Annotated in this window: 13 protein-coding genes and 1 riboswitch; of the genes, 9 read left to right on the forward strand and 4 right to left on the reverse strand. The window is 59.8% G+C overall.

Features of this window, described 5'->3' with window-relative positions; genetic code table 11:
• The first annotated feature begins 10 nt into the window (after positions 1-10).
• Genes ACMX25_RS25520 through ugpQ form a run of 3 tightly spaced genes read left to right on the forward strand, consistent with a single transcriptional unit; the run spans position 11 to position 2169 of the window.
• The gene (locus ACMX25_RS25520; RefSeq protein ID WP_414952797.1) at positions 11-319 is read left to right on the forward strand and encodes an antibiotic biosynthesis monooxygenase family protein; all 309 of its coding nucleotides are present in this window, start codon (positions 11-13) and stop codon (positions 317-319) included.
• 10 nt (positions 320-329) lie between these two features.
• A complete protein-coding gene (locus ACMX25_RS25525; RefSeq protein WP_414952798.1) occupies positions 330-1412 on the forward strand; it encodes a sn-glycerol-3-phosphate import ATP-binding protein UgpC in 1083 nt (360 codons plus the stop codon).
• A 13-nt stretch (positions 1413-1425) separates the two neighbouring features.
• Positions 1426-2169: a glycerophosphodiester phosphodiesterase gene (ugpQ, locus tag ACMX25_RS25530; RefSeq protein WP_414952799.1), complete on the forward strand. Its 744-nt coding sequence runs from the start codon at positions 1426-1428 to the stop codon at positions 2167-2169.
• Between the two features lie 78 nt (positions 2170-2247).
• Here ugpQ and ACMX25_RS25535 read toward each other — a convergent pair whose 3' ends face one another.
• Positions 2248-2625, reverse strand: coding sequence for an ElaB/YgaM/YqjD family protein (locus ACMX25_RS25535; protein WP_414952800.1), 378 nt, complete (start codon positions 2623-2625; stop codon positions 2248-2250).
• Between the two features lie 318 nt (positions 2626-2943).
• The gene (locus ACMX25_RS25540; protein ID WP_414952801.1) at positions 2944-3669 is read right to left on the reverse strand and encodes an OmpW/AlkL family protein; all 726 of its coding nucleotides are present in this window, start codon (positions 3667-3669) and stop codon (positions 2944-2946) included.
• Between the two features lie 248 nt (positions 3670-3917).
• Here ACMX25_RS25540 and ACMX25_RS25545 point away from each other — a divergent pair, with 248 nt between their 5' ends.
• The 4 genes from ACMX25_RS25545 to ACMX25_RS25560 all read left to right on the forward strand — a co-directional run bounded on the left by ACMX25_RS25545 (position 3918) and on the right by ACMX25_RS25560 (position 12245).
• Positions 3918-4625: a transposase gene (locus tag ACMX25_RS25545; RefSeq protein WP_414952802.1), complete on the forward strand. Its 708-nt coding sequence runs from the start codon at positions 3918-3920 to the stop codon at positions 4623-4625.
• A gap of 404 nt (positions 4626-5029) precedes the next feature.
• Positions 5030-9733: a glutamate synthase-related protein gene (locus ACMX25_RS25550; protein WP_414952803.1), complete on the forward strand. Its 4704-nt coding sequence runs from the start codon at positions 5030-5032 to the stop codon at positions 9731-9733.
• An 86-nt stretch (positions 9734-9819) separates the two neighbouring features.
• Positions 9820-11286, forward strand: coding sequence for a glutamate synthase subunit beta (locus ACMX25_RS25555; RefSeq protein ID WP_414952804.1), 1467 nt, complete (start codon positions 9820-9822; stop codon positions 11284-11286).
• Positions 11287-11474: 188 nt separating this feature from the next.
• On the forward strand, positions 11475-12245 hold the full coding sequence (locus tag ACMX25_RS25560; protein ID WP_414952805.1) for a carbonic anhydrase: 771 nt from the start codon (positions 11475-11477) through the stop codon (positions 12243-12245).
• Between the two features lie 113 nt (positions 12246-12358).
• Here ACMX25_RS25560 and ACMX25_RS25565 read toward each other — a convergent pair whose 3' ends face one another.
• Positions 12359-13600, reverse strand: coding sequence for an MFS transporter (locus ACMX25_RS25565; RefSeq protein WP_414952806.1), 1242 nt, complete (start codon positions 13598-13600; stop codon positions 12359-12361).
• Positions 13601-13742: 142 nt separating this feature from the next.
• Positions 13743-15494 (reverse strand): ABC transporter ATP-binding protein/permease, encoded by a 1752-nt coding sequence (locus tag ACMX25_RS25570; RefSeq protein ID WP_414952807.1) that lies wholly within the window; start codon positions 15492-15494, stop codon positions 13743-13745.
• A gap of 353 nt (positions 15495-15847) precedes the next feature.
• Positions 15848-15976, forward strand: a riboswitch (TPP riboswitch).
• A gap of 217 nt (positions 15977-16193) precedes the next feature.
• Here ACMX25_RS25570 and ACMX25_RS25575 point away from each other — a divergent pair.
• Together ACMX25_RS25575 and thiS are read left to right on the forward strand one after the other, a co-directional pair.
• Positions 16194-17339 (forward strand): FAD-dependent oxidoreductase, encoded by a 1146-nt coding sequence (locus tag ACMX25_RS25575; protein WP_414952808.1) that lies wholly within the window; start codon positions 16194-16196, stop codon positions 17337-17339.
• Between the two features lie 8 nt (positions 17340-17347).
• Complete coding sequence (thiS, locus tag ACMX25_RS25580) at positions 17348-17545, forward strand: sulfur carrier protein ThiS (protein ID WP_414952809.1); 198 nt, start codon at positions 17348-17350, stop codon at positions 17543-17545.
• Positions 17546-17557: the final 12 nt, after the last annotated feature.

Raw genomic sequence — 17557 nt, forward strand, 5'->3', positions numbered from 1 at the left:
GGCTCATTCAGTGATCCTTGAAGTTGCTCAATTGCCGGTAAAGGCAGGCGAAGAGGCCGCGTTCGAAACGGCGTTCGCTCAAGCCGAAAAGATCATCTCGGCGCAACCAGGCTTTCTCTCGCACGAACTCGTGCGCGGCGCCGACGCGAACAACTTTTCGCATTACGTGCTGCTCGTCCGATGGGAAACGGTCGCGGCGCATGAGGAAGGTTTTCGCGGCTCGGCCGACTACCAGACGTGGCGCGAGCTGCTGCATAAATTCTATGAACCGGGTGTCGCGGTCGCGCATTTTGCGACGATCGCGGGCGCCCTTAAATGAAGGCGGGTCGATGGCTGCACTGAGCCTTCAAGGCGTCAAGAAAACTTACGACGGCAAACAGTTCGTTCTGCACGGCATCGACGTGGAAGTGACGGACGGCGAATTCGTCGTGATGGTCGGTCCGTCCGGCTGTGGAAAATCGACTTTGCTGCGCATGGTCGCGGGGCTGGAAAGCGTGTCCGAAGGGAAGATTTCCATCGGCGAGAAGGTGGTGAATACGCTTGAGCCGAAGGACCGGGACATCGCGATGGTGTTCCAGAACTACGCGCTGTATCCGCACATGAGCGTCGCGCAGAACATGGCGTACGCGCTGAAGATCGGCGGCGTGAGTAAATCGGAAATCGATCGGCGCGTGCAGAATGCCGCGAAGATTTTGGAACTGGAACCGCTGCTCGCCCGCAAGCCGCGCGAGTTGTCCGGTGGCCAGCGGCAACGCGTGGCAATGGGCCGCGCGATCGTGCGCGAACCGGCCGTTTTCCTGTTCGACGAGCCGCTGTCCAATCTCGATGCCAAGTTGCGCGTGCAAATGCGGCTGGAAATCCAGCGGCTGCACGCGCGTCTTGCGACTACGAGCCTTTATGTGACGCACGATCAGATCGAGGCGATGACGCTCGCGCAGCGCGTGATCGTGATGAATCGCGGCCGTGCCGAGCAGATCGGGCCGCCGACCGAAGTCTACGAGCGTCCGGCGACCGTATTCGTTGCGAGTTTTATCGGCTCGCCGGCAATGAATCTGCTCGAAGGCCGTGTCTCGGACGATGGCTCGAGTTTTGAAGTTGCGGGTAACGGGCCACGCTTGCCGCTCGCGGGCATACAGTCGCTGCAACAGGATCTGAAGGGCCGTGAGTGGGTATTGGGCATTCGGCCGGAACACATGCTGCCCGAACAGCAGAGCGCGCATGTATCGTTGACGGTTGATTCCTGCGAACTCCTCGGCGCCGACAATCTGGCGCACGGACGTTGGGGCAAGCATGACGTCGCGGTGCGCTTGCCGCACGAACATCGTCCCGCGCGAGGCGACGCGCTGGAAGTGGCGTTGCCGGCGCATCGCCTGCATATCTTCGATCCGGCGACCGGCTTGCGCGTGAACTAAAACAGGAAAAACGATGAAAATCTGGCCTTATCCGCGCATCGTCGCGCATCGTGGTGGCGGGAAGGTTGCGCCGGAAAACACGCTTGACGGTATCGATACCGGCGCGCGGCTCGGTCTGAAAATGATCGAATTCGATGCGAAGTTATCGGCGGACAACGTTGTGTTTTTGCTACACGATGACTTGGTCGACAGGACATCGAACGGGCGTGGCGCGGCGAAAAACCTTCGCTACGACGAACTCGAGCAACTCGATGCCGGAAGCTGGTTCGATCCAAGTTTCGCCGGCGCGCGCATGCCGACGCTCGTCCAGGTCGCGGAACGATGTTTTGCGCACGGATTGGCGGCAAATATCGAAATCAAGCCATGCGAAGGGCGTGACGTTGAAACGGGTGTTTTAGTGGCGCAGGAAGCGGCGCGGCTGTGGTCAACGGCAGAACCGGCGCCGCTGTTGTCGTCGTTTTCATACGCTGCGCTTGAGGCCGCCGCCGGGGCTGCCCCCGATCTGCCGCGCGGCATGCTCTACGAAGCCATTCCAGCCGACTGGCGCGCCCAGACCGCGGCGTTGGCGTGCGTATCGCTGCACGCGGATCACAAGACGCTGGACGAACGTCTGGTCGCGGAGATCAAGGACTCCGGCTTGCGGATCCTGGCCTACACCGTCAACGACCCGGAGCGGGCGCGTGAGCTTGCGAAGTGGGGCGTGGACGCGATCTGCACGGATCGTATCGATGTGATCGGCGCGGATTTCCTGGACTGAGCAAAGCGACGAACGAGCAAAAGCCGCGCGCCGGAAGCGATTCCTGCGCGCGGTTTTTTCATCGATACAGCAAATGGCTTAGCGGGCGCGGGCCAGCAATACGCCGGCTACCAACGCCAGGCCGCCAACCAGGGCAATGGTTTGCCACGGTTTGTCGTGAATGTAGGTGTCCGCATCGGCTAGCGCCGCATTCGCGCGGGCGCGAACGGCATCTTGTGTGTCGTTCAAACGTGCGCGTGCTGAGTCCACGCTCTTGCCCAGTTGAGCTCGCAATGCGGCGACGTCAGCCGACGTCCCTTCCGACAGCGTTTCTTCAATCTCCGAAATCAGCGTGCGCAATTCGCCGCCAATGTCCTGCGCCGCGTCTTTGCTGTGACGCGAAATGCGGCGTGCACGACGGCTGGTGGAATTCCATGAATCTCCGAGGGCATCTCGCGTATTGGGGAATGCGTTCATAGGATCGCTCCGTCGATGGATGAATCGTGGATGGGCCGCGAAAGTGCGGAAAAACAAAAGGTGAGCAAGTTGGATGCCGGTTAGCGCGCGGCGTTCAACATTGCACGCTTGCGCGTTGTCACGCAAGGCATCCAGCGAAAAGGAAAGAATCAGGAAAAGTAGAAACTCCCCTGATCAACCCGGAAAATGGCTCGATGCGAGTCATATTTACAAGCGCGGAAAGACAAACGCCGTTGCGAGGATTCCTCGCAACGGCGTTTGTTTGATGACTTGCTTTGACGCAACAGCTGAAAACTTGAGCGGCGCTTAGAACCGCGCTTAGAACCGATACCCGACGTTCAAGTACGTCACGATCGGGTTCAGCTTCAGTTTTGCTTCCGACTTCACGGTGAGCTCGCCAACCGGCGTCTGCGCCTGGGTTGTCAGCTTGGCCGTGGCGTGGAGGGGCACGAAGGAGATCGAGAAACCGGCGAACCAGTGCTCGTTGAACGAGTAAGTAAGGCCTGCATTAAACACGGGCGCCCACGAACTATCCGTCGATACGTCGGTCGGACCATGCAGTACGTTGGCTTCGAAGGCAGAATTCGTAATCTTCGCGTCGGTGAACCACACGCGCGTCACGCCGATACCCACGTAGGGGCGAATCTTCGATTGGGGCTGCATGAAGTAGTACTTCAGCAACAGTGTCGGGCTCCACTGCTTGGCCGAACCGAGGTTGCCATATTGCGAATACCCCTTTTCACCTTGCAAGTCGAATTTGGGTGGAATGCCAAGAACGAATTCGCCGGCAATATGGTCGGTGACAAAGTAGCCGGCCGTGAAGCCTGCGGTGTCGCCGCTAGAGAGACTTGCGCCGGTGTTAGGTACTTCAATGCCGATTGGCGATCCGCCTACGCTTGTTTCCTTCAGTGGGCCGCTACTGGAAATAGGAGCGAAATGGAACCAGCCTGTAGTGACGTAGAAAGTGTTCGCCGACTGGGCATGTGCCGCGCCAGACACGCACGCAAACGCGGCGACCCCCGTAACTACCCGTTTTATTTTCATTGAGTGCTCCTCCGAAAAAGCACGCTAATTATGAACAGAACATTTGAAACAAACCATGCTTCGCCTCAGAGCGTTTTCCCTAAGAAGAATGCGGGCTCTAATTGGATTAGCGCGGTGCCAGGCCCCTGACTTTTCCCGCTGACGCATGTCTTGCACGACTTGAACGAAAAATCTAAAGGTGGCCCAGAATGTAGCTTTGACGGACCGCCGGAATACCCGACCAACGCTCGACTAACGGAAAATCCAGCATGGCACGGCTAGCACGACTCTACGTTCCCGAACAGCCGCAGCACGTCATCTTGCGCGGTCTCGACCAGCAGCCCGCTTTCGTCGAAGCTCCGGACTACGAGCTTTTTATCGAATGCCTGCGCACGGCCTCCCGCGACCACCATCTCGCCATCCACGCTTATGCGCTGATGCCAGGCGCGGTACATCTGCTCGTCACTCCCCGCGACGAAGCCAGCCTCCCGAAAGCCATGCAGGCGGTCGGCCGGCGCTACGTTGCCCATTTCAATCGCCGTTATGCCCGTCGCGGAACCTTGTGGGAAGGCCGCTACCGCGCAACGGTGATCGAAGGTGAAACCTACTTCCTGCTGGCGAGCCGGGTGGTCGAGATGGCGCCCGTACACGCCGAACTTGCCACCCTGCCGCAAGACTACAAATGGTCCAGCTACCGCCATCACATCGGCTTGACGCTCGACAGCCTGATCACCGACCACCCGCTGTACTGGAAGCTCGGCAACACGCCTTTCGAGCGCCAGCGCGCCTATACGGAGCTGTGCGAACAGCCGCTCGATGAACGCGAAGCGAACCGGCTGCTTCAGGCGACGCTCAAGGGCTGGGTGCTCGGCAGCGATTCCTACCGCGAGTGGGCCGGGCGCGCCGCTAACCGTCGGGTCTCTCCGCTGCCTCGCGGCCGGCCGCGCAAGATTCGCGAGACTCCTCAGACCCGTTAACGGAGCTTTTACGCCGGAACTGAAGAGTCCCCGAAGAATGACTGAACGGCATGACGACAAAAATCGGCATGCCGTTTTATTTTTATCGGAATTGATATGGCACTAATTAAATGAGGCATTCGTGCACCAACTCGATAATAGGTGTCAGATCAACGTGTTTTGATTGCCAACTTTTTGATTCATCGCGTATATTTCGTTTTCCGGCTGTTCGTGACGCGATGCGTCAAATTGCACGACCGGCTTGCGATCATCGCTTCGTGTTTTTCGCCCAGGTTCAGGGTCTTGGCCTCCCGAAAGACGCGAGCAGCGCATAGAAGCAGCACACGAGCAGCATGTAAGCAGCAAGGCTCAAGCAAAAACATGTTCAACGGCCGCCCGCGGCCCCCCACAGAACACGGTGACCCATGAACGATCAACTGCCGCCGACTCTCGGTTCCGCTCCCGCCGCGCAGGGCATGTATGACCCCGAGAACGAACACGACTCCTGTGGCGTCGGCTTCGTTGCGCACATCAAGGGCAAGAAACGCCACGAAATCATCGAGCAGGGTCTGAAGATCCTCGAAAACCTCGACCATCGCGGCGCTGTCGGCGCCGACAAGCTGATGGGCGACGGCGCGGGCATCCTGATCCAGATCCCTGACGGGTTTTATCGCGAGGAAATGGCGAAGCAGGGCGTGACGCTGCCGCCGGAAGGCGAGTACGGCGTCGGCATGATCTTCTTGCCGAAGGAGAATGCGTCGCGTCTCGCGTGCGAGCAGGAATTGGAACGCACGGTGAAGGCCGAAGGTCAGCTGGTGCTCGGTTGGCGTGACGTCCCCGTCGACGCCACCATGCCGATTTCGCCGACCGTGAAGGCCAGCGAGCCGCTGATCCGGCAGATCTTCATTGGCCGGGGCAAGGATATTGTGGTGACCGACGCGCTCGAGCGGAAGCTGTACGTGATCCGCAAGACCGCCAGCCATCGGATCCAGGCGCTCAAGCTCAAGCACGGCAAGGAATACTTCGTGCCGTCCATGTCGGCGCGCACGGTCGTCTATAAGGGCCTGCTGTTGGCAGGTCAGGTCGGCGTGTATTACCGCGACCTGCAGGACGAGCGTACGGTGTCGGCGCTCGCGCTCGTGCACCAGCGCTTCTCCACGAACACGTTCCCCGCGTGGGAACTCGCGCACCCGTACCGGATGATTGCGCACAACGGTGAAATCAACACCGTGAAGGGCAACGTCAACTGGTTGAACGCGCGGACCGGCGCGATCGCCAGTTACGTGCTGGGCGACGACCTGCCGAAGCTCTGGCCGCTGATCTATCCGGGCCAGTCGGACACGGCATCGTTCGATAACTGCCTTGAACTCCTGGTCATGGCAGGTTATCCGCTCGTCCACGCCATGATGATGATGATCCCGGAAGCGTGGGAACAGCACACGCTGATGGACGACAACCGCCGCGCGTTCTACGAATATCACGCCGCGATGATGGAGCCGTGGGACGGCCCCGCCGCGATCGCGTTCACGGATGGCCGTCAGATCGGCGCCACGCTGGACCGTAACGGCCTGCGTCCGGCGCGTTATGTCATCACGGACGACGACCTCGTGATCCTCGCATCGGAATCGGGCGTGTTGCCGGTGCCGGAATCGAAGATCGTGAAGAAGTGGCGTCTGCAGCCGGGCAAGATGTTCCTGATCGACATGGAGCAAGGCCGGATCATCGACGACAAGGAACTCAAGGACAATCTCGCGAACGGCAAGCCGTACAAGAGCTGGATCGACGCTGTGCGCATCAAGCTCGATGAAATCGAGCCGAAGGCCGAGGAAGTCGAAACGCAGCGTCGTGAGGCGGCCGCTTTGCTGGATCGCCAGCAGGCGTTCGGCTACACGCAGGAAGACGTCAAGTTCCTGATGGCGCCGATGGCCCAGCTGGGCGAAGAAGCCGTCGGTTCGATGGGGAATGACTCGCCCCTCGCGGTGATGTCCAACAAGAACAAGACGCTGTATCACTACTTCAAGCAGCTCTTCGCGCAGGTCACGAACCCGCCGATCGACCCGATCCGCGAGAACATGGTGATGTCGCTGGTGTCGTTCGTTGGCCCGAAGCCGAACTTGCTCGACACGACCAACATCAACCCGACGATGCGTCTCGAAGTCTCGCAGCCCGTGCTCGACTTCAAGGACATCGCGAAGATTCGCGCTATCGATAAATACACTGGCGGCAAGTTCAGCTCGTATGAGTTGAGCATCTGCTATCCGGTCGTGTGGGGCAACGAAGGCGTGGAAGCGCGCCTCGCTTCGCTGTGCGCGGAAGCCGTGGATGCAGTCAGGTCCGGCTACAACATGCTGATCGTCTCCGATCGCAAGATGGATCGCGACAACCTGGCTATTCCGGCGCTGCTTGCCACGTCCGCCATCCATACGCATCTCGTGCAGCACGGTCTGCGCACGAGCACGGGTCTGGTCGTGGAAACGGGGTCGGCGCGCGAGACGCATCACTTCGCATTGCTTGCCGCGTATGGCGCGGAAGCGGTGCATCCGTACCTGGCGCTGGAAACGCTCGCACAAATGGCCGAAGGCCTGAAGGGCGATCTTTCCGCCGATAAAGCCATCTACAACTACACGAAGGCGGTCGGCAAGGGCTTGTACAAGGTCATGTCGAAGATGGGTATTTCCACGTACATGTCGTACACCGGCGCGCAGATTTTCGAAGCGGTCGGGCTGTCCAGTGAACTCGTGGAGAAGTACTTCAAGGGCACGGCATCGAAGGTCGGCGGGATCAGCATTTTCGAAGTGGCCGAGGAAGCAATTCGCCTGCATCGCGAGGCGTTTGGCGAGAACCCCGTGCTCGCGACCATGCTCGATGCCGGCGGTGAATATGCGTATCGCGTGCGCGGTGAAGAGCACATGTGGACGCCGGATGCCATCGCCAAGCTGCAGCATTCCACGCGCAGCAACTCGTATCAGACGTACAAGGAATACGCGCACCTGATCAACGACCAGACCAAGCGTCACATGACGTTCCGTGGTTTGTTCGAGTTCAAGGTCGATCCGGCGAAGGCGATTCCTTTGGACGAAGTGGAACCGGCGAAGGAAATCGTCAAGCGTTTCGCGACCGGCGCGATGTCGCTGGGTTCGATCAGCACCGAAGCGCACGCCACGTTGGCTGTGGCCATGAACCGGATTGGCGGGAAGTCGAACACGGGCGAAGGCGGTGAGGATGCAAACCGGTATCGCAACGAACTGCGCGGCATTCCTATCAAGAACGGCGACACCATGCGCTCCGTTATCGGCGAAGAAGTCGTCACGGACATTCCGTTGAAAGACGGCGATTCACTGCGCTCGAAGATCAAGCAGGTTGCGTCCGGACGCTTCGGCGTGACGGCGGAATACCTGTCGTCGGCTGATCAGATCCAGATCAAGATGGCGCAGGGCGCGAAGCCGGGCGAAGGCGGACAACTGCCGGGTCACAAGGTCAGCGATTACATCGGCAAGCTGCGATATTCAGTGCCGGGCGTGGGTCTGATTTCGCCGCCGCCGCACCACGATATTTATTCGATCGAAGACTTGGCGCAGCTTATTCACGATCTGAAGAACGTGAACTCGTCGTCGAGCGTGTCGGTGAAGCTGGTGTCGGAAGTCGGTGTTGGGACCGTTGCCGCCGGCGTTGCCAAGGCTAAGGCCGATCACGTCGTGATCGCCGGTCACGATGGCGGCACGGGCGCTTCGCCGTTGTCATCGCTGAAGCACGCCGGTACGCCGTGGGAACTGGGTCTGGCCGAAACGCAGCAAACACTGGTGCTCAACCGCCTGCGTGGCCGTATCCGCGTGCAAGCCGATGGTCAGATGAAGACCGGCCGCGACGTGGTGATCGGTGCGCTGCTTGGCGCCGATGAATTTGGTTTCGCGACCGCGCCGCTCGTCGTGCAGGGTTGCATCATGATGCGCAAGTGTCACCTGAACACGTGCCCGGTCGGCGTCGCGACGCAAGATCCGGTGCTGCGCGCCAAGTTCACGGGCCAGCCGGAACACGTGGTGAACTTCTTCTTCTTTATCGCTGAGGAAGTGCGGGAAATCATGGCGCAGCTGGGCATCCGCAAGTTCGACGATTTGATCGGTCACGCCGAATTGCTCGATACGAAGAAGGGCGTCGAGCATTGGAAAGCGAAGGGCCTGGATTTCTCGAAGGTGTTCTATCAAGTGCCGAACGACGGCAGCATCGCGACGAAGCATGTTGAAACGCAAGATCATGCGCTTGAGAAGGCGCTGGATCATGTGCTGATCGAGAAGTCGAAAGCGGCTATCGAGAAGGGTGAGCACGTCTCGTTCATCCAGCCGGTGCGCAACGTGAACCGCACGGTCGGCGCAATGTTGTCCGGTTTGATCGCACGCAAGTATGGTCATGACGGCTTGCCTGACGACTCGATTCATATCCAGTTGAAGGGCACGGCGGGGCAGAGCTTCGGTGCGTTCCTGGCGAAGGGCATCACGCTGGACCTCGTCGGCGATGGCAACGATTACGTCGGCAAGGGTCTGTCGGGCGGGCGCATCATCATTCGCCCGACTAACGATTTCCGCGGCAAGTCGGAGGAAAACATCATCTGCGGCAACACGGTGTTGTACGGCGCGATTGAAGGCGATGCGTATTTCCGGGGTGTCGCGGGCGAACGTTTCGCGGTGCGTAACTCGGGCGCGACGGCGGTCGTTGAAGGCACCGGCGATCACGGTTGCGAATACATGACCGGCGGCACGGTGGTGGTGCTCGGCGAAACCGGGCGCAACTTCGCGGCGGGCATGTCGGGCGGTGTGGCATTCGTCTTCGATGCAGACGGCACGTTCGGTGGCAAGTGCAACAAGGCGATGGTCGCGCTCGATCCTGTCCTGCAGCAGGCAGAACAGGAACGCACCGTGGATCGGGCTTTGTGGCACACCGGCAAGACCGACGAAGCGTTGCTCAAGGACCTGATCGAGCAGCACTTCCAGTGCACCGGTTCGACGCGCGCGAAAGCGTTGCTGGAGAACTGGGACGCGTCGCGTCGTCAATTCGTGAAGGTCTTCCCGACCGAGTACAAGCGTGCGCTTGGCGAGTTGAGCGCGAAGAAAGCGAAGGATGCGATCGCGGCTTGAGTGTTCGCTGATCTGACTTAGTACGGCCCTTCGACGTTGAACGTCGAAGGGTGGATTAACCCCCAAATACAGAGAAAGAGAACCACATGGGCAAGGCAACCGGTTTTCTCGAGTTCGAGCGCCAGCATGAGACGTACGAAGCGCCGCTCGCTCGCGTCAAGCATTACAAGGAATTCGTTCACGCGCTGTCGGACGAGAACGCGAAGATCCAGGGCGCGCGCTGCATGGACTGCGGCATTCCGTTCTGCAACAACGGCTGTCCTGTGAACAACATCATCCCGGACTTCAATGACCTGGTGTTCCAGCAAAACTGGAAGACGGCCATTGATGTGCTGCATTCCACGAACAACTTCCCCGAGTTCACCGGGCGCATTTGTCCGGCGCCGTGTGAGACGGCTTGCACGCTCGGTATCAACGACGATCCAGTCGGCATCAAGTCGATCGAACACGCGATCATCGATAAAGCCTGGGCCGAAGGTTGGGTCGCCGCGTTGCCGTCGAAGCACAAGACCGGCAAGAAGGTGGCCGTGGTTGGATCGGGTCCCGCCGGATTGGCCGCTGCGCAGCAACTCGCGCGTGCTGGGCATGACGTGACGGTGTTCGAGAAGAATGATCGCGTCGGTGGATTGCTGCGCTATGGCATCCCCGATTTCAAACTCGAAAAGTGGCTGATCGATCGCCGCATGCGGCAGATGGAAGCCGAAGGCGTGACGTTTAAGACCAATGTGTTTATCGGCAAGGATCCGCTGCCGGGGCATATCGCGAATTCATCGCGTGAAACCATTTCGCCTGATCAGCTTCGCGAAGAGTTCGACGCTGTCGTGATTGCGGGCGGGTCGGAAACGCCGCGTGATCTGCCAGTGCCTGGACGTGAAATGCAAGGCATTCATTACGCGATGGAATTCCTGCCGCTGCAGAACAGGGTCAATGCTGGCGATACGGTTGTCGATCAGTTGATCGCCAAGGGTAAGCACGTTGTGGTGATCGGTGGCGGTGATACGGGTTCGGATTGTGTCGGGACATCGAATCGGCATGGTGCGAAGAGCGTGACGCAGTTCGAGTTGCTTTCGCAGCCGCCTGAGACCGAGAACAAGCCGCTGGTCTGGCCGTACTGGCCGATCAAGTTGCGGACGTCGTCATCGCACGAGGAAGGTTGTGAGCGCGATTGGTCGGTCGCGACGAAGCGCTTCGAAGGCAAGAACGGCAAGGTCGAAAAGCTGATCGCTGTGCGCGTGGAATGGAAGGACGGGAAGATGCAGGAAGTGGCGGGATCGGAGTTCGAAATGAAAGCCGATCTGGTGCTGCTCGCGATGGGCTTTACGCAGCCCACGTCGCCGGTTCTTGAAGCGTTCGGCGTGGATAAGGACGCGCGTGGGAATGCGAAGGCTTCTACCGAAGGGGAGAGGGCTTACTTTACGTCGGTGCCAAAGGTGTTCACCGCTGGCGATATGCGGCGCGGCCAGTCGCTCGTGGTTTGGGCGATCCGCGAAGGACGGCAGTGCGCGCGTTCGGTCGATGCGTTTTTGATGGGGTCCAGTGAATTGCCGCGTTGAGATTTTTCTCGCGCGAATGGTCGTTGAAAAACCGGGCTCGATGTTGAACCCGGTTTTTTTATTGACGGTTCTGATTGAACCTCGCTCGCCAATGTTTCCGTTTCCGTCCGCCTCTATTACGACTTCTCCGATATCCCCCGCACGCCTATCAGCGCATGCTCATGCCCTCACAATTTCAGGGGCATGGAATGACCAACATCAAACGTTTGTCCAGCGGCGCGTTCCTATTTGCCGCCGTCGTTTCGCTCACTGCATCGGCTGAAACCACGGGTCATGGCTGGACCTACGACGGCGAACACGGCCCTGCCCACTGGGGCGCAATGAGCGAAGCGCTCCACGCTTGCGAAAGCGGTCGTGCTGAGTCACCGATCAATATCGATGGTGCAAAGAAGGCCCCAGCCGATATGCCCCGCCTCAAGTTCAACTATCAGCCGCTCCCCATCGATATCATCAACACCGGCCACGCAGTTCAGTTCAACGCAACGCCCGGCACCGACAGCATCACCCTCGGCGATCAGGCCTACCAGCTCGTCCAATTCCACTTCCATTCCCCGGGCGAGGAACGTTTTGCCGGCAAGGACAGCGCGATGGACGCACATCTCGTCCATCGCTCCTCAGATGGCAAGCTCCTCGTGCTGGCTGTTCAATTCAAGATAGGTGCCCAACCTAACCCTGTCATCCAGGCGATGCTGGACCGTATTCCGAAAGAGCCGGGGGCCGAGTTCAAGGTGGACGCCGTGATGGTCAACCCGCTCGAGTTGCTGCCCAAACAAACGGGCTATTACACCTACAGCGGTTCGCTGACTACGCCGCCATGTTCGGAAGGCGTGACGTGGATCGAGTTCAAGGAATCGATGACTATCACTCAGCAACAACTCGATGCCATGCATCGTTTCTATCACGGCAATCAACGGCCGGTACAAGCCCTTAACGGGCGCGAGATATGGGAAGTGGAGTGATCTGACCATGGAAAGCGATCGCGTTTGAGAAACCACGCGCATCAAGAAAAAAGGCCATTTAACGCGAGTTAAACGGCCTTTGCTGCTCAATAAATCACTTTCATCCCGTCATCTCACCCAAGCACCTTCCCGCGCGTTTCCGGCAGCAACAACGCGGCAACGATCACCAGCAAATACCCCGTCCCAGCCACAACGCCTATCGCTTTGACCAGCGACATTCCCTGCGACAACACGCCCACGAGAATCGGAAAAAACGAGCCGAGCCCGCGCCCGAGGTTGTAGCAAAACCCCTGTCCCGAGCCACGAATCGCATTTGGATACAGCTCCGATAAATACGCACCAACCCCAGCAAAAATACCTTGCACGACGATGCCAAGCGGGAAGCCGAGCAGCAGCATGGCGTGGTCGGTGATGGGGATCATGGTGTAGATCATCCCAAGCAGAAACGAGCCGATGGCAAACAGCACGAACGACGCGCGCCGCCCGATCTTGTCGCAGAGAATGGCTCCGAAAACGTAACCCAGAAACGAGCCGACGATCAGCACCACGAGATAACCGCTCGTGTTGAACACGGACAAATGACGCTCGGTTTTCAGGTACGTCGGCAGCCATGTGGTGATGGCGTAATAACCGCCGAGCATGCCGGTGCACAACGCGCTGCCGAGCACGGTTGTCTTGAGATGCGAGCCTTTGAAGATATCGGAGAAAGTGGCGGTTTCAGTGCCGGCATCACGCGCCCGACGGGTCGCAAGATAGATCTCCGGGTCGCTCACATTGCGGCGAATGTAGAGGATCCACAGCGCCGGCAAGATGCCGATCCAGAAGCACGCACGCCAGGCGGTATCTTCCGGCAACAACGCGAAGAACGCCCAATAGAGAATCGCTGCTGCACCCCAGCCGAATGACCAGCTGCTCTGCACGGTCCCCACGGCCTTCGCCCGATGCTGCGGCGAACGAATGGTCTCGGCCATCATCACGGTGACCACGGACCATTCGCCGCCGAAGCCCACGCCTTGCAGCGTGCGCGTGGCCAGCAACTGCCCGAATGAATGCGTGAAGCCGGAAAGAAACGTGAAGAACGCAAACGTGCCGATGGTCCACTGCAACACGCGGACGCGGCCGTATCGGTCGGAGAGAATGCCGGCGAGCCATCCGCCAATAGCCGATGAAATCAGCGAACTCGTCGCGATCATTCCGGCTTCGCTCTTCGTCATGCCCCACGTGGCAATCAGCGTGGGAATGAGGAACGAGTAGATCATGAAGTCGAAGGCATCGACGGCGTAACCGCCGAAACCTGCGTAAAGCGTGCGGCGCTCGCGCGTCGTTAGCTCAGTGAACCACTCGAACGCTCGCAAATCCGATCTCCCGTTCAAAGCCTGCCATGCAGGCTCAGGAGCATTCTACGGTGCGTCGGTAAACGAGAAAAGCAGGCCAAAAAGAACCTGCTTTTGAAAACTTACACGGCGTTCATACGTACACTAACCAACCCCTTCGACCTCAAACCACCGCGCTTTCAACCCCCGCGCGCTCGATCTCGATCCGGCTCTCATGGAAGCCGGTTACCGACTCGCGATGCGCGACGCTGACGATCGCGGCGTTCGGCAACGCATCGATGATGGCCGTATAGATCAGCATCTCGTTCTCGGCATCGAGCGCGCTGGTGGCTTCATCGAGGAACATGAAGTCCGGCTTGTGCAGCAACACGCGGGCAGCCGCCAGCCGCTGTTGTTCACCCGGCGACATCATCTTCGCCCAATGCCCCGACTCCTCCAGACGCGTGCCGTACCCGTTCAGGTTGCAGGCGCGCAAGGCTTGGCGACAGTCTTCATCGGAGAAGACTTCTGCCGTCGACGGATAACTCAACGCCGCCTTCAACGTGCCGATCGGCAAATAGCTTTGCTGCGGAATGAACATCAGCTTGGCGTCGACCGGCGCGTCGATCGTGCCATCTCCAAACGGCCAAAGGCCGGCCAGCGCACGCATCAACGTGCTCTTGCCCGATCCGGACGGACCTTGCACAAGCCAGCGCGAGCCGGGCTTTACCACCACGTCTGCGACTGTCGCGAGTGGCGTGCCGTTCGGCAACGCGAGCTTCAGCCCGGTCGTGGTCAGCGCCTTCGTATCCGTGTAATGCAGGTTGATGCCGCCGTGGGCGGTCGCCGGCGAAATCGCTTCCTTGATGTGCGTGGAGCGCATCACGCGCTTGAATTCGCGCAACCGGTTCACGGTGGCGCGCCATTCGACCAAGGTCGAGTAACTATTGATGAACCACGAAAACGAGTCGCTGACCGTGCCGAACGCCGAGCTGATCTGCATCAGTACGCCGAACGTGAAGGCGCCTGCGAAGTAGCGGGGCGCCGCGACCATGATCGGGAAAATAATCGCGATCTGGCCGTAGAAGGACAGCACGAAGGTCATCCGCCGCGTGTACTTCATGATCTGCCAGTAGTTCTGGCGGATCGTTTCGAAGATACCCTTGGCGTTAGTGTTTTCCGTCTCGATGCCGTCATAGAACGCGATTTGCTCGGCGTTCTCACGAATACGGATCAGGCCGAAACGGAAGTTGGCCTCCACTTTCTGCGCCTGGTAATTAATCGATACCAACGGGTGGCCGAAACGCTGAATCAGGAGCGAGCCGAGCACTGCGTACAGCGCGGCGGCCCAGACCATGTAGCCCGGAATGGTGATCGGCGTGCCGAGCAGCGAGAAGGTCAGCGCGCCCGCCAGCGTCCACAAAATCGTGATGAAGGTCACGAGCGTGACGAGCGTGGATAACAAATCCAGCGACAACGACAACGTGGTTGTCGCGAAAGACTGCAGGTCGTCGCTGATCCGCTGGTCGGGGTTATCGGCGAGACGATCGCGTTCTATACGATAGAAGGCTTTATCGCCGAGCCATTGTTCGAGGTACCGGTGCGTGAGCCATTGGCGCCACCGGAAGCCGAGCATTTGCCGCAAGTACCGCCCGTACACGGCGAGCAGGATGTACGCGAACGCGAGGCCGGCGAAGATCAGCAGCAAGCGCGGAAACTCAGCGACCCTCTTGGCCTGCAGCGTGTTGTAGAAGTCCGCGCTCCACGTGTTCAGGCGCACGTTGATATACACGACCGTCATGTTGATCGCGATGATCGCAATCAGCAAAAGCCATGCAATGCCGCGTTCTTCCGATACCCAGTAAGGTTTGATAAGACTCCACGCCGACACTTTGTCGGCGTTTTGTTCTGTGTTGTCGGGAGTGGTGGTGGTCATGAGCTTCCTGAAGGCGTGCCGGCTCGGCGGCAGGTTGTAACTTGGCGGTATCGATGCGGATGGTCCTGCTCCGTCCCAATGATCAAGGCCACTAAAGACGACGCGCGCCGCAGCATTGTTTCGGGCGTGACTTAAGTGTTCCTTAATCCAGGTCCGGCTGAGCTATCGCAACCCAACGGCGGGCCTTGCGCGTGGGCTGCAGACGAACTCGGGCATTCGCGGCATTGTGCCAGAGTGCGCGCAGCATCAACGAAAGGAAAGGCTGTCCAGTTTGTCTGCGCAAGCTCGCCGGCTGATCCCTGATGTAGGTGAGCGCGTTTGCGGGTCGTTTCGCTTTTATGTTTTAATGATCGATGACGAAACAGGGGTGCTTCGGCACGCGTCTCCCTTGAAAACAACGGAGAAACGCGCGGCGAGGCTGAGAGAGTCCCTTTGCACCCGATCCGGGTAATACCGGCGAGGGAAGTTTCCGGAAACCGCCGCGTTTCCAGTTTCTTCCAGTATTGGCTGGCGCAGGAGCCGCAAGTAATGCGCTCCCTAGCCGCTTTCTCGCCGTGGTTTCGTCCCTGAAATATGTTTTGTACGCCGTGCGTGCAACCAGGGTTCGAAACGGGCATTCCCCCCGATCTCGATTTCCGTGCCGTGCTCCGTGCGTTCTGCAGCGTTTGCTGAGGAGGCGTTGTCATTGTGAAGACCGTCGTGCATTCCACTCGTTCCCGAGCGTCCGGGCGAGACGACTTTGCCGTCGTGGGCGGGGGCTTGTGCGGGCGGCTGGTCGCTTGGCTGCTGGCGGGTGCGGGGCACCGGGTGGCGCTGTATGACCGCGGCGACGCCGCCGGCACGCAATCGGCCGCGTGGGTCGCGGCGGCCATGCTCGCGCCGCTCGCCGAGGCCGCCAGCGCTGAATTGCTGATTACCGAACTCGGAGCGGCATCGCTTGAGCGCTGGCCGGGTTTTATCGCCGAGATGCCGGAGCCGGTCTTCTTTCAGCGCAATGGCACGCTGGTCGTCTGGCATGCGGGCGACCGCGCCGAGGCGCCGCTGTTCGAGCGCCGTTTGCGCGCGAACGCGCCCGCCGAGCTTTTCCACGATGGCTTCGTCAAACTCTCCGGCGCGCAAGTCGCGTCGGCGGAACCGGCGCTTGGCACGCGTTTCCCGCAGGGCTGGCTGCTGCCGAACGAAGGCCAGCTCGACAACCGGCAAGCGCTGACAGCGTTGGCCGCGGGTTTGGCCGAACGTAACGTCGATCTTCACTGGAATACATCAATCGATACCGATACCCCGCCGGATGCGCATTTCGTCATCGATTGCCGGGGGCTCGGCGGCAAGCCGGCATGGCCCGCGTTAAGGGGCATTCGCGGTGAAGTCGCACGCGTGCATGCGCCGGGTATCGGCCTGACGCGGCCGGTGCGTTTGCTGCATCCGCGTTATCCGCTTTATATCGCGCCGAAGCAGGACGACCTTTACGTGATCGGCGCAACCGAAGTGGAAGGCGAAGACATGTCGCCGATGACCGTGCGCTCAGCGCTCGAACTCCTGAGCGCGGCGTTCGCGGTGCATCCGGGTTTCGGCGAAGCGCGCATTCTCGAACTCAACTCGCAATGCCGGCCGACCTTGCCCGACCATCGTCCGGCAATTGTCTGGGACGGCGCACGAACCTTGCGAGTGAACGGACTGTATCGACACGGTTACATGATCGCGCCCGAAGTCGCCGATTCCGCCCGTGCGCTGGCCGAAGCGCTGCTCGGCGGCGCGATCACCAACCCCGATTCCTTCGACGACTGGCGCCGCCGGGCCCGCTGGTCCGCCTTGATGCGCTGCGAACACGCGGCGCCTGTGCTTTGACTTTCATCATGAACATTCACATCAATCAGCAGTCTTTTTCCGTGCCCGACGCGGCCACCGTCACCGACGCCCTCGCGGCCTTCGGCGCAAAGCCGCCGTTCGCCGTGGCCCTGAACGGGCAATTCGTCGCGCGCGGCGAACACGCATCGAAGGCGCTTGCGGCCGGCGACAAACTCGACATCGTCTCGCCGGTTGCCGGCGGCTGAGCACTATTAAAA

The organism is Caballeronia eucalypticola (assembly GCF_047608185.1).
Classification (GTDB): domain Bacteria; phylum Pseudomonadota; class Gammaproteobacteria; order Burkholderiales; family Burkholderiaceae; genus Caballeronia.

Coding starts and splice junctions, on each gene's coding strand:
- thiS (WP_414952809.1), top strand. CDS start 17,348: ATGAACATTCACATCAATCAGCAGTCTTTTTCCGTGCCCGACGCGGCC.
- ACMX25_RS25540 (WP_414952801.1), bottom strand. CDS start 3,669: ATGAAAATAAAACGGGTAGTTACGGGGGTCGCCGCGTTTGCGTGCGTG.
- ACMX25_RS25570 (WP_414952807.1), bottom strand. CDS start 15,494: ATGACCACCACCACTCCCGACAACACAGAACAAAACGCCGACAAAGTG.
- ACMX25_RS25545 (WP_414952802.1), top strand. CDS start 3,918: ATGGCACGGCTAGCACGACTCTACGTTCCCGAACAGCCGCAGCACGTC.
- ACMX25_RS25550 (WP_414952803.1), top strand. CDS start 5,030: ATGAACGATCAACTGCCGCCGACTCTCGGTTCCGCTCCCGCCGCGCAG.
- ACMX25_RS25555 (WP_414952804.1), top strand. CDS start 9,820: ATGGGCAAGGCAACCGGTTTTCTCGAGTTCGAGCGCCAGCATGAGACG.
- ACMX25_RS25525 (WP_414952798.1), top strand. CDS start 330: ATGGCTGCACTGAGCCTTCAAGGCGTCAAGAAAACTTACGACGGCAAA.
- ACMX25_RS25535 (WP_414952800.1), bottom strand. CDS start 2,625: ATGAACGCATTCCCCAATACGCGAGATGCCCTCGGAGATTCATGGAAT.
- ACMX25_RS25560 (WP_414952805.1), top strand. CDS start 11,475: ATGACCAACATCAAACGTTTGTCCAGCGGCGCGTTCCTATTTGCCGCC.
- ugpQ (WP_414952799.1), top strand. CDS start 1,426: ATGAAAATCTGGCCTTATCCGCGCATCGTCGCGCATCGTGGTGGCGGG.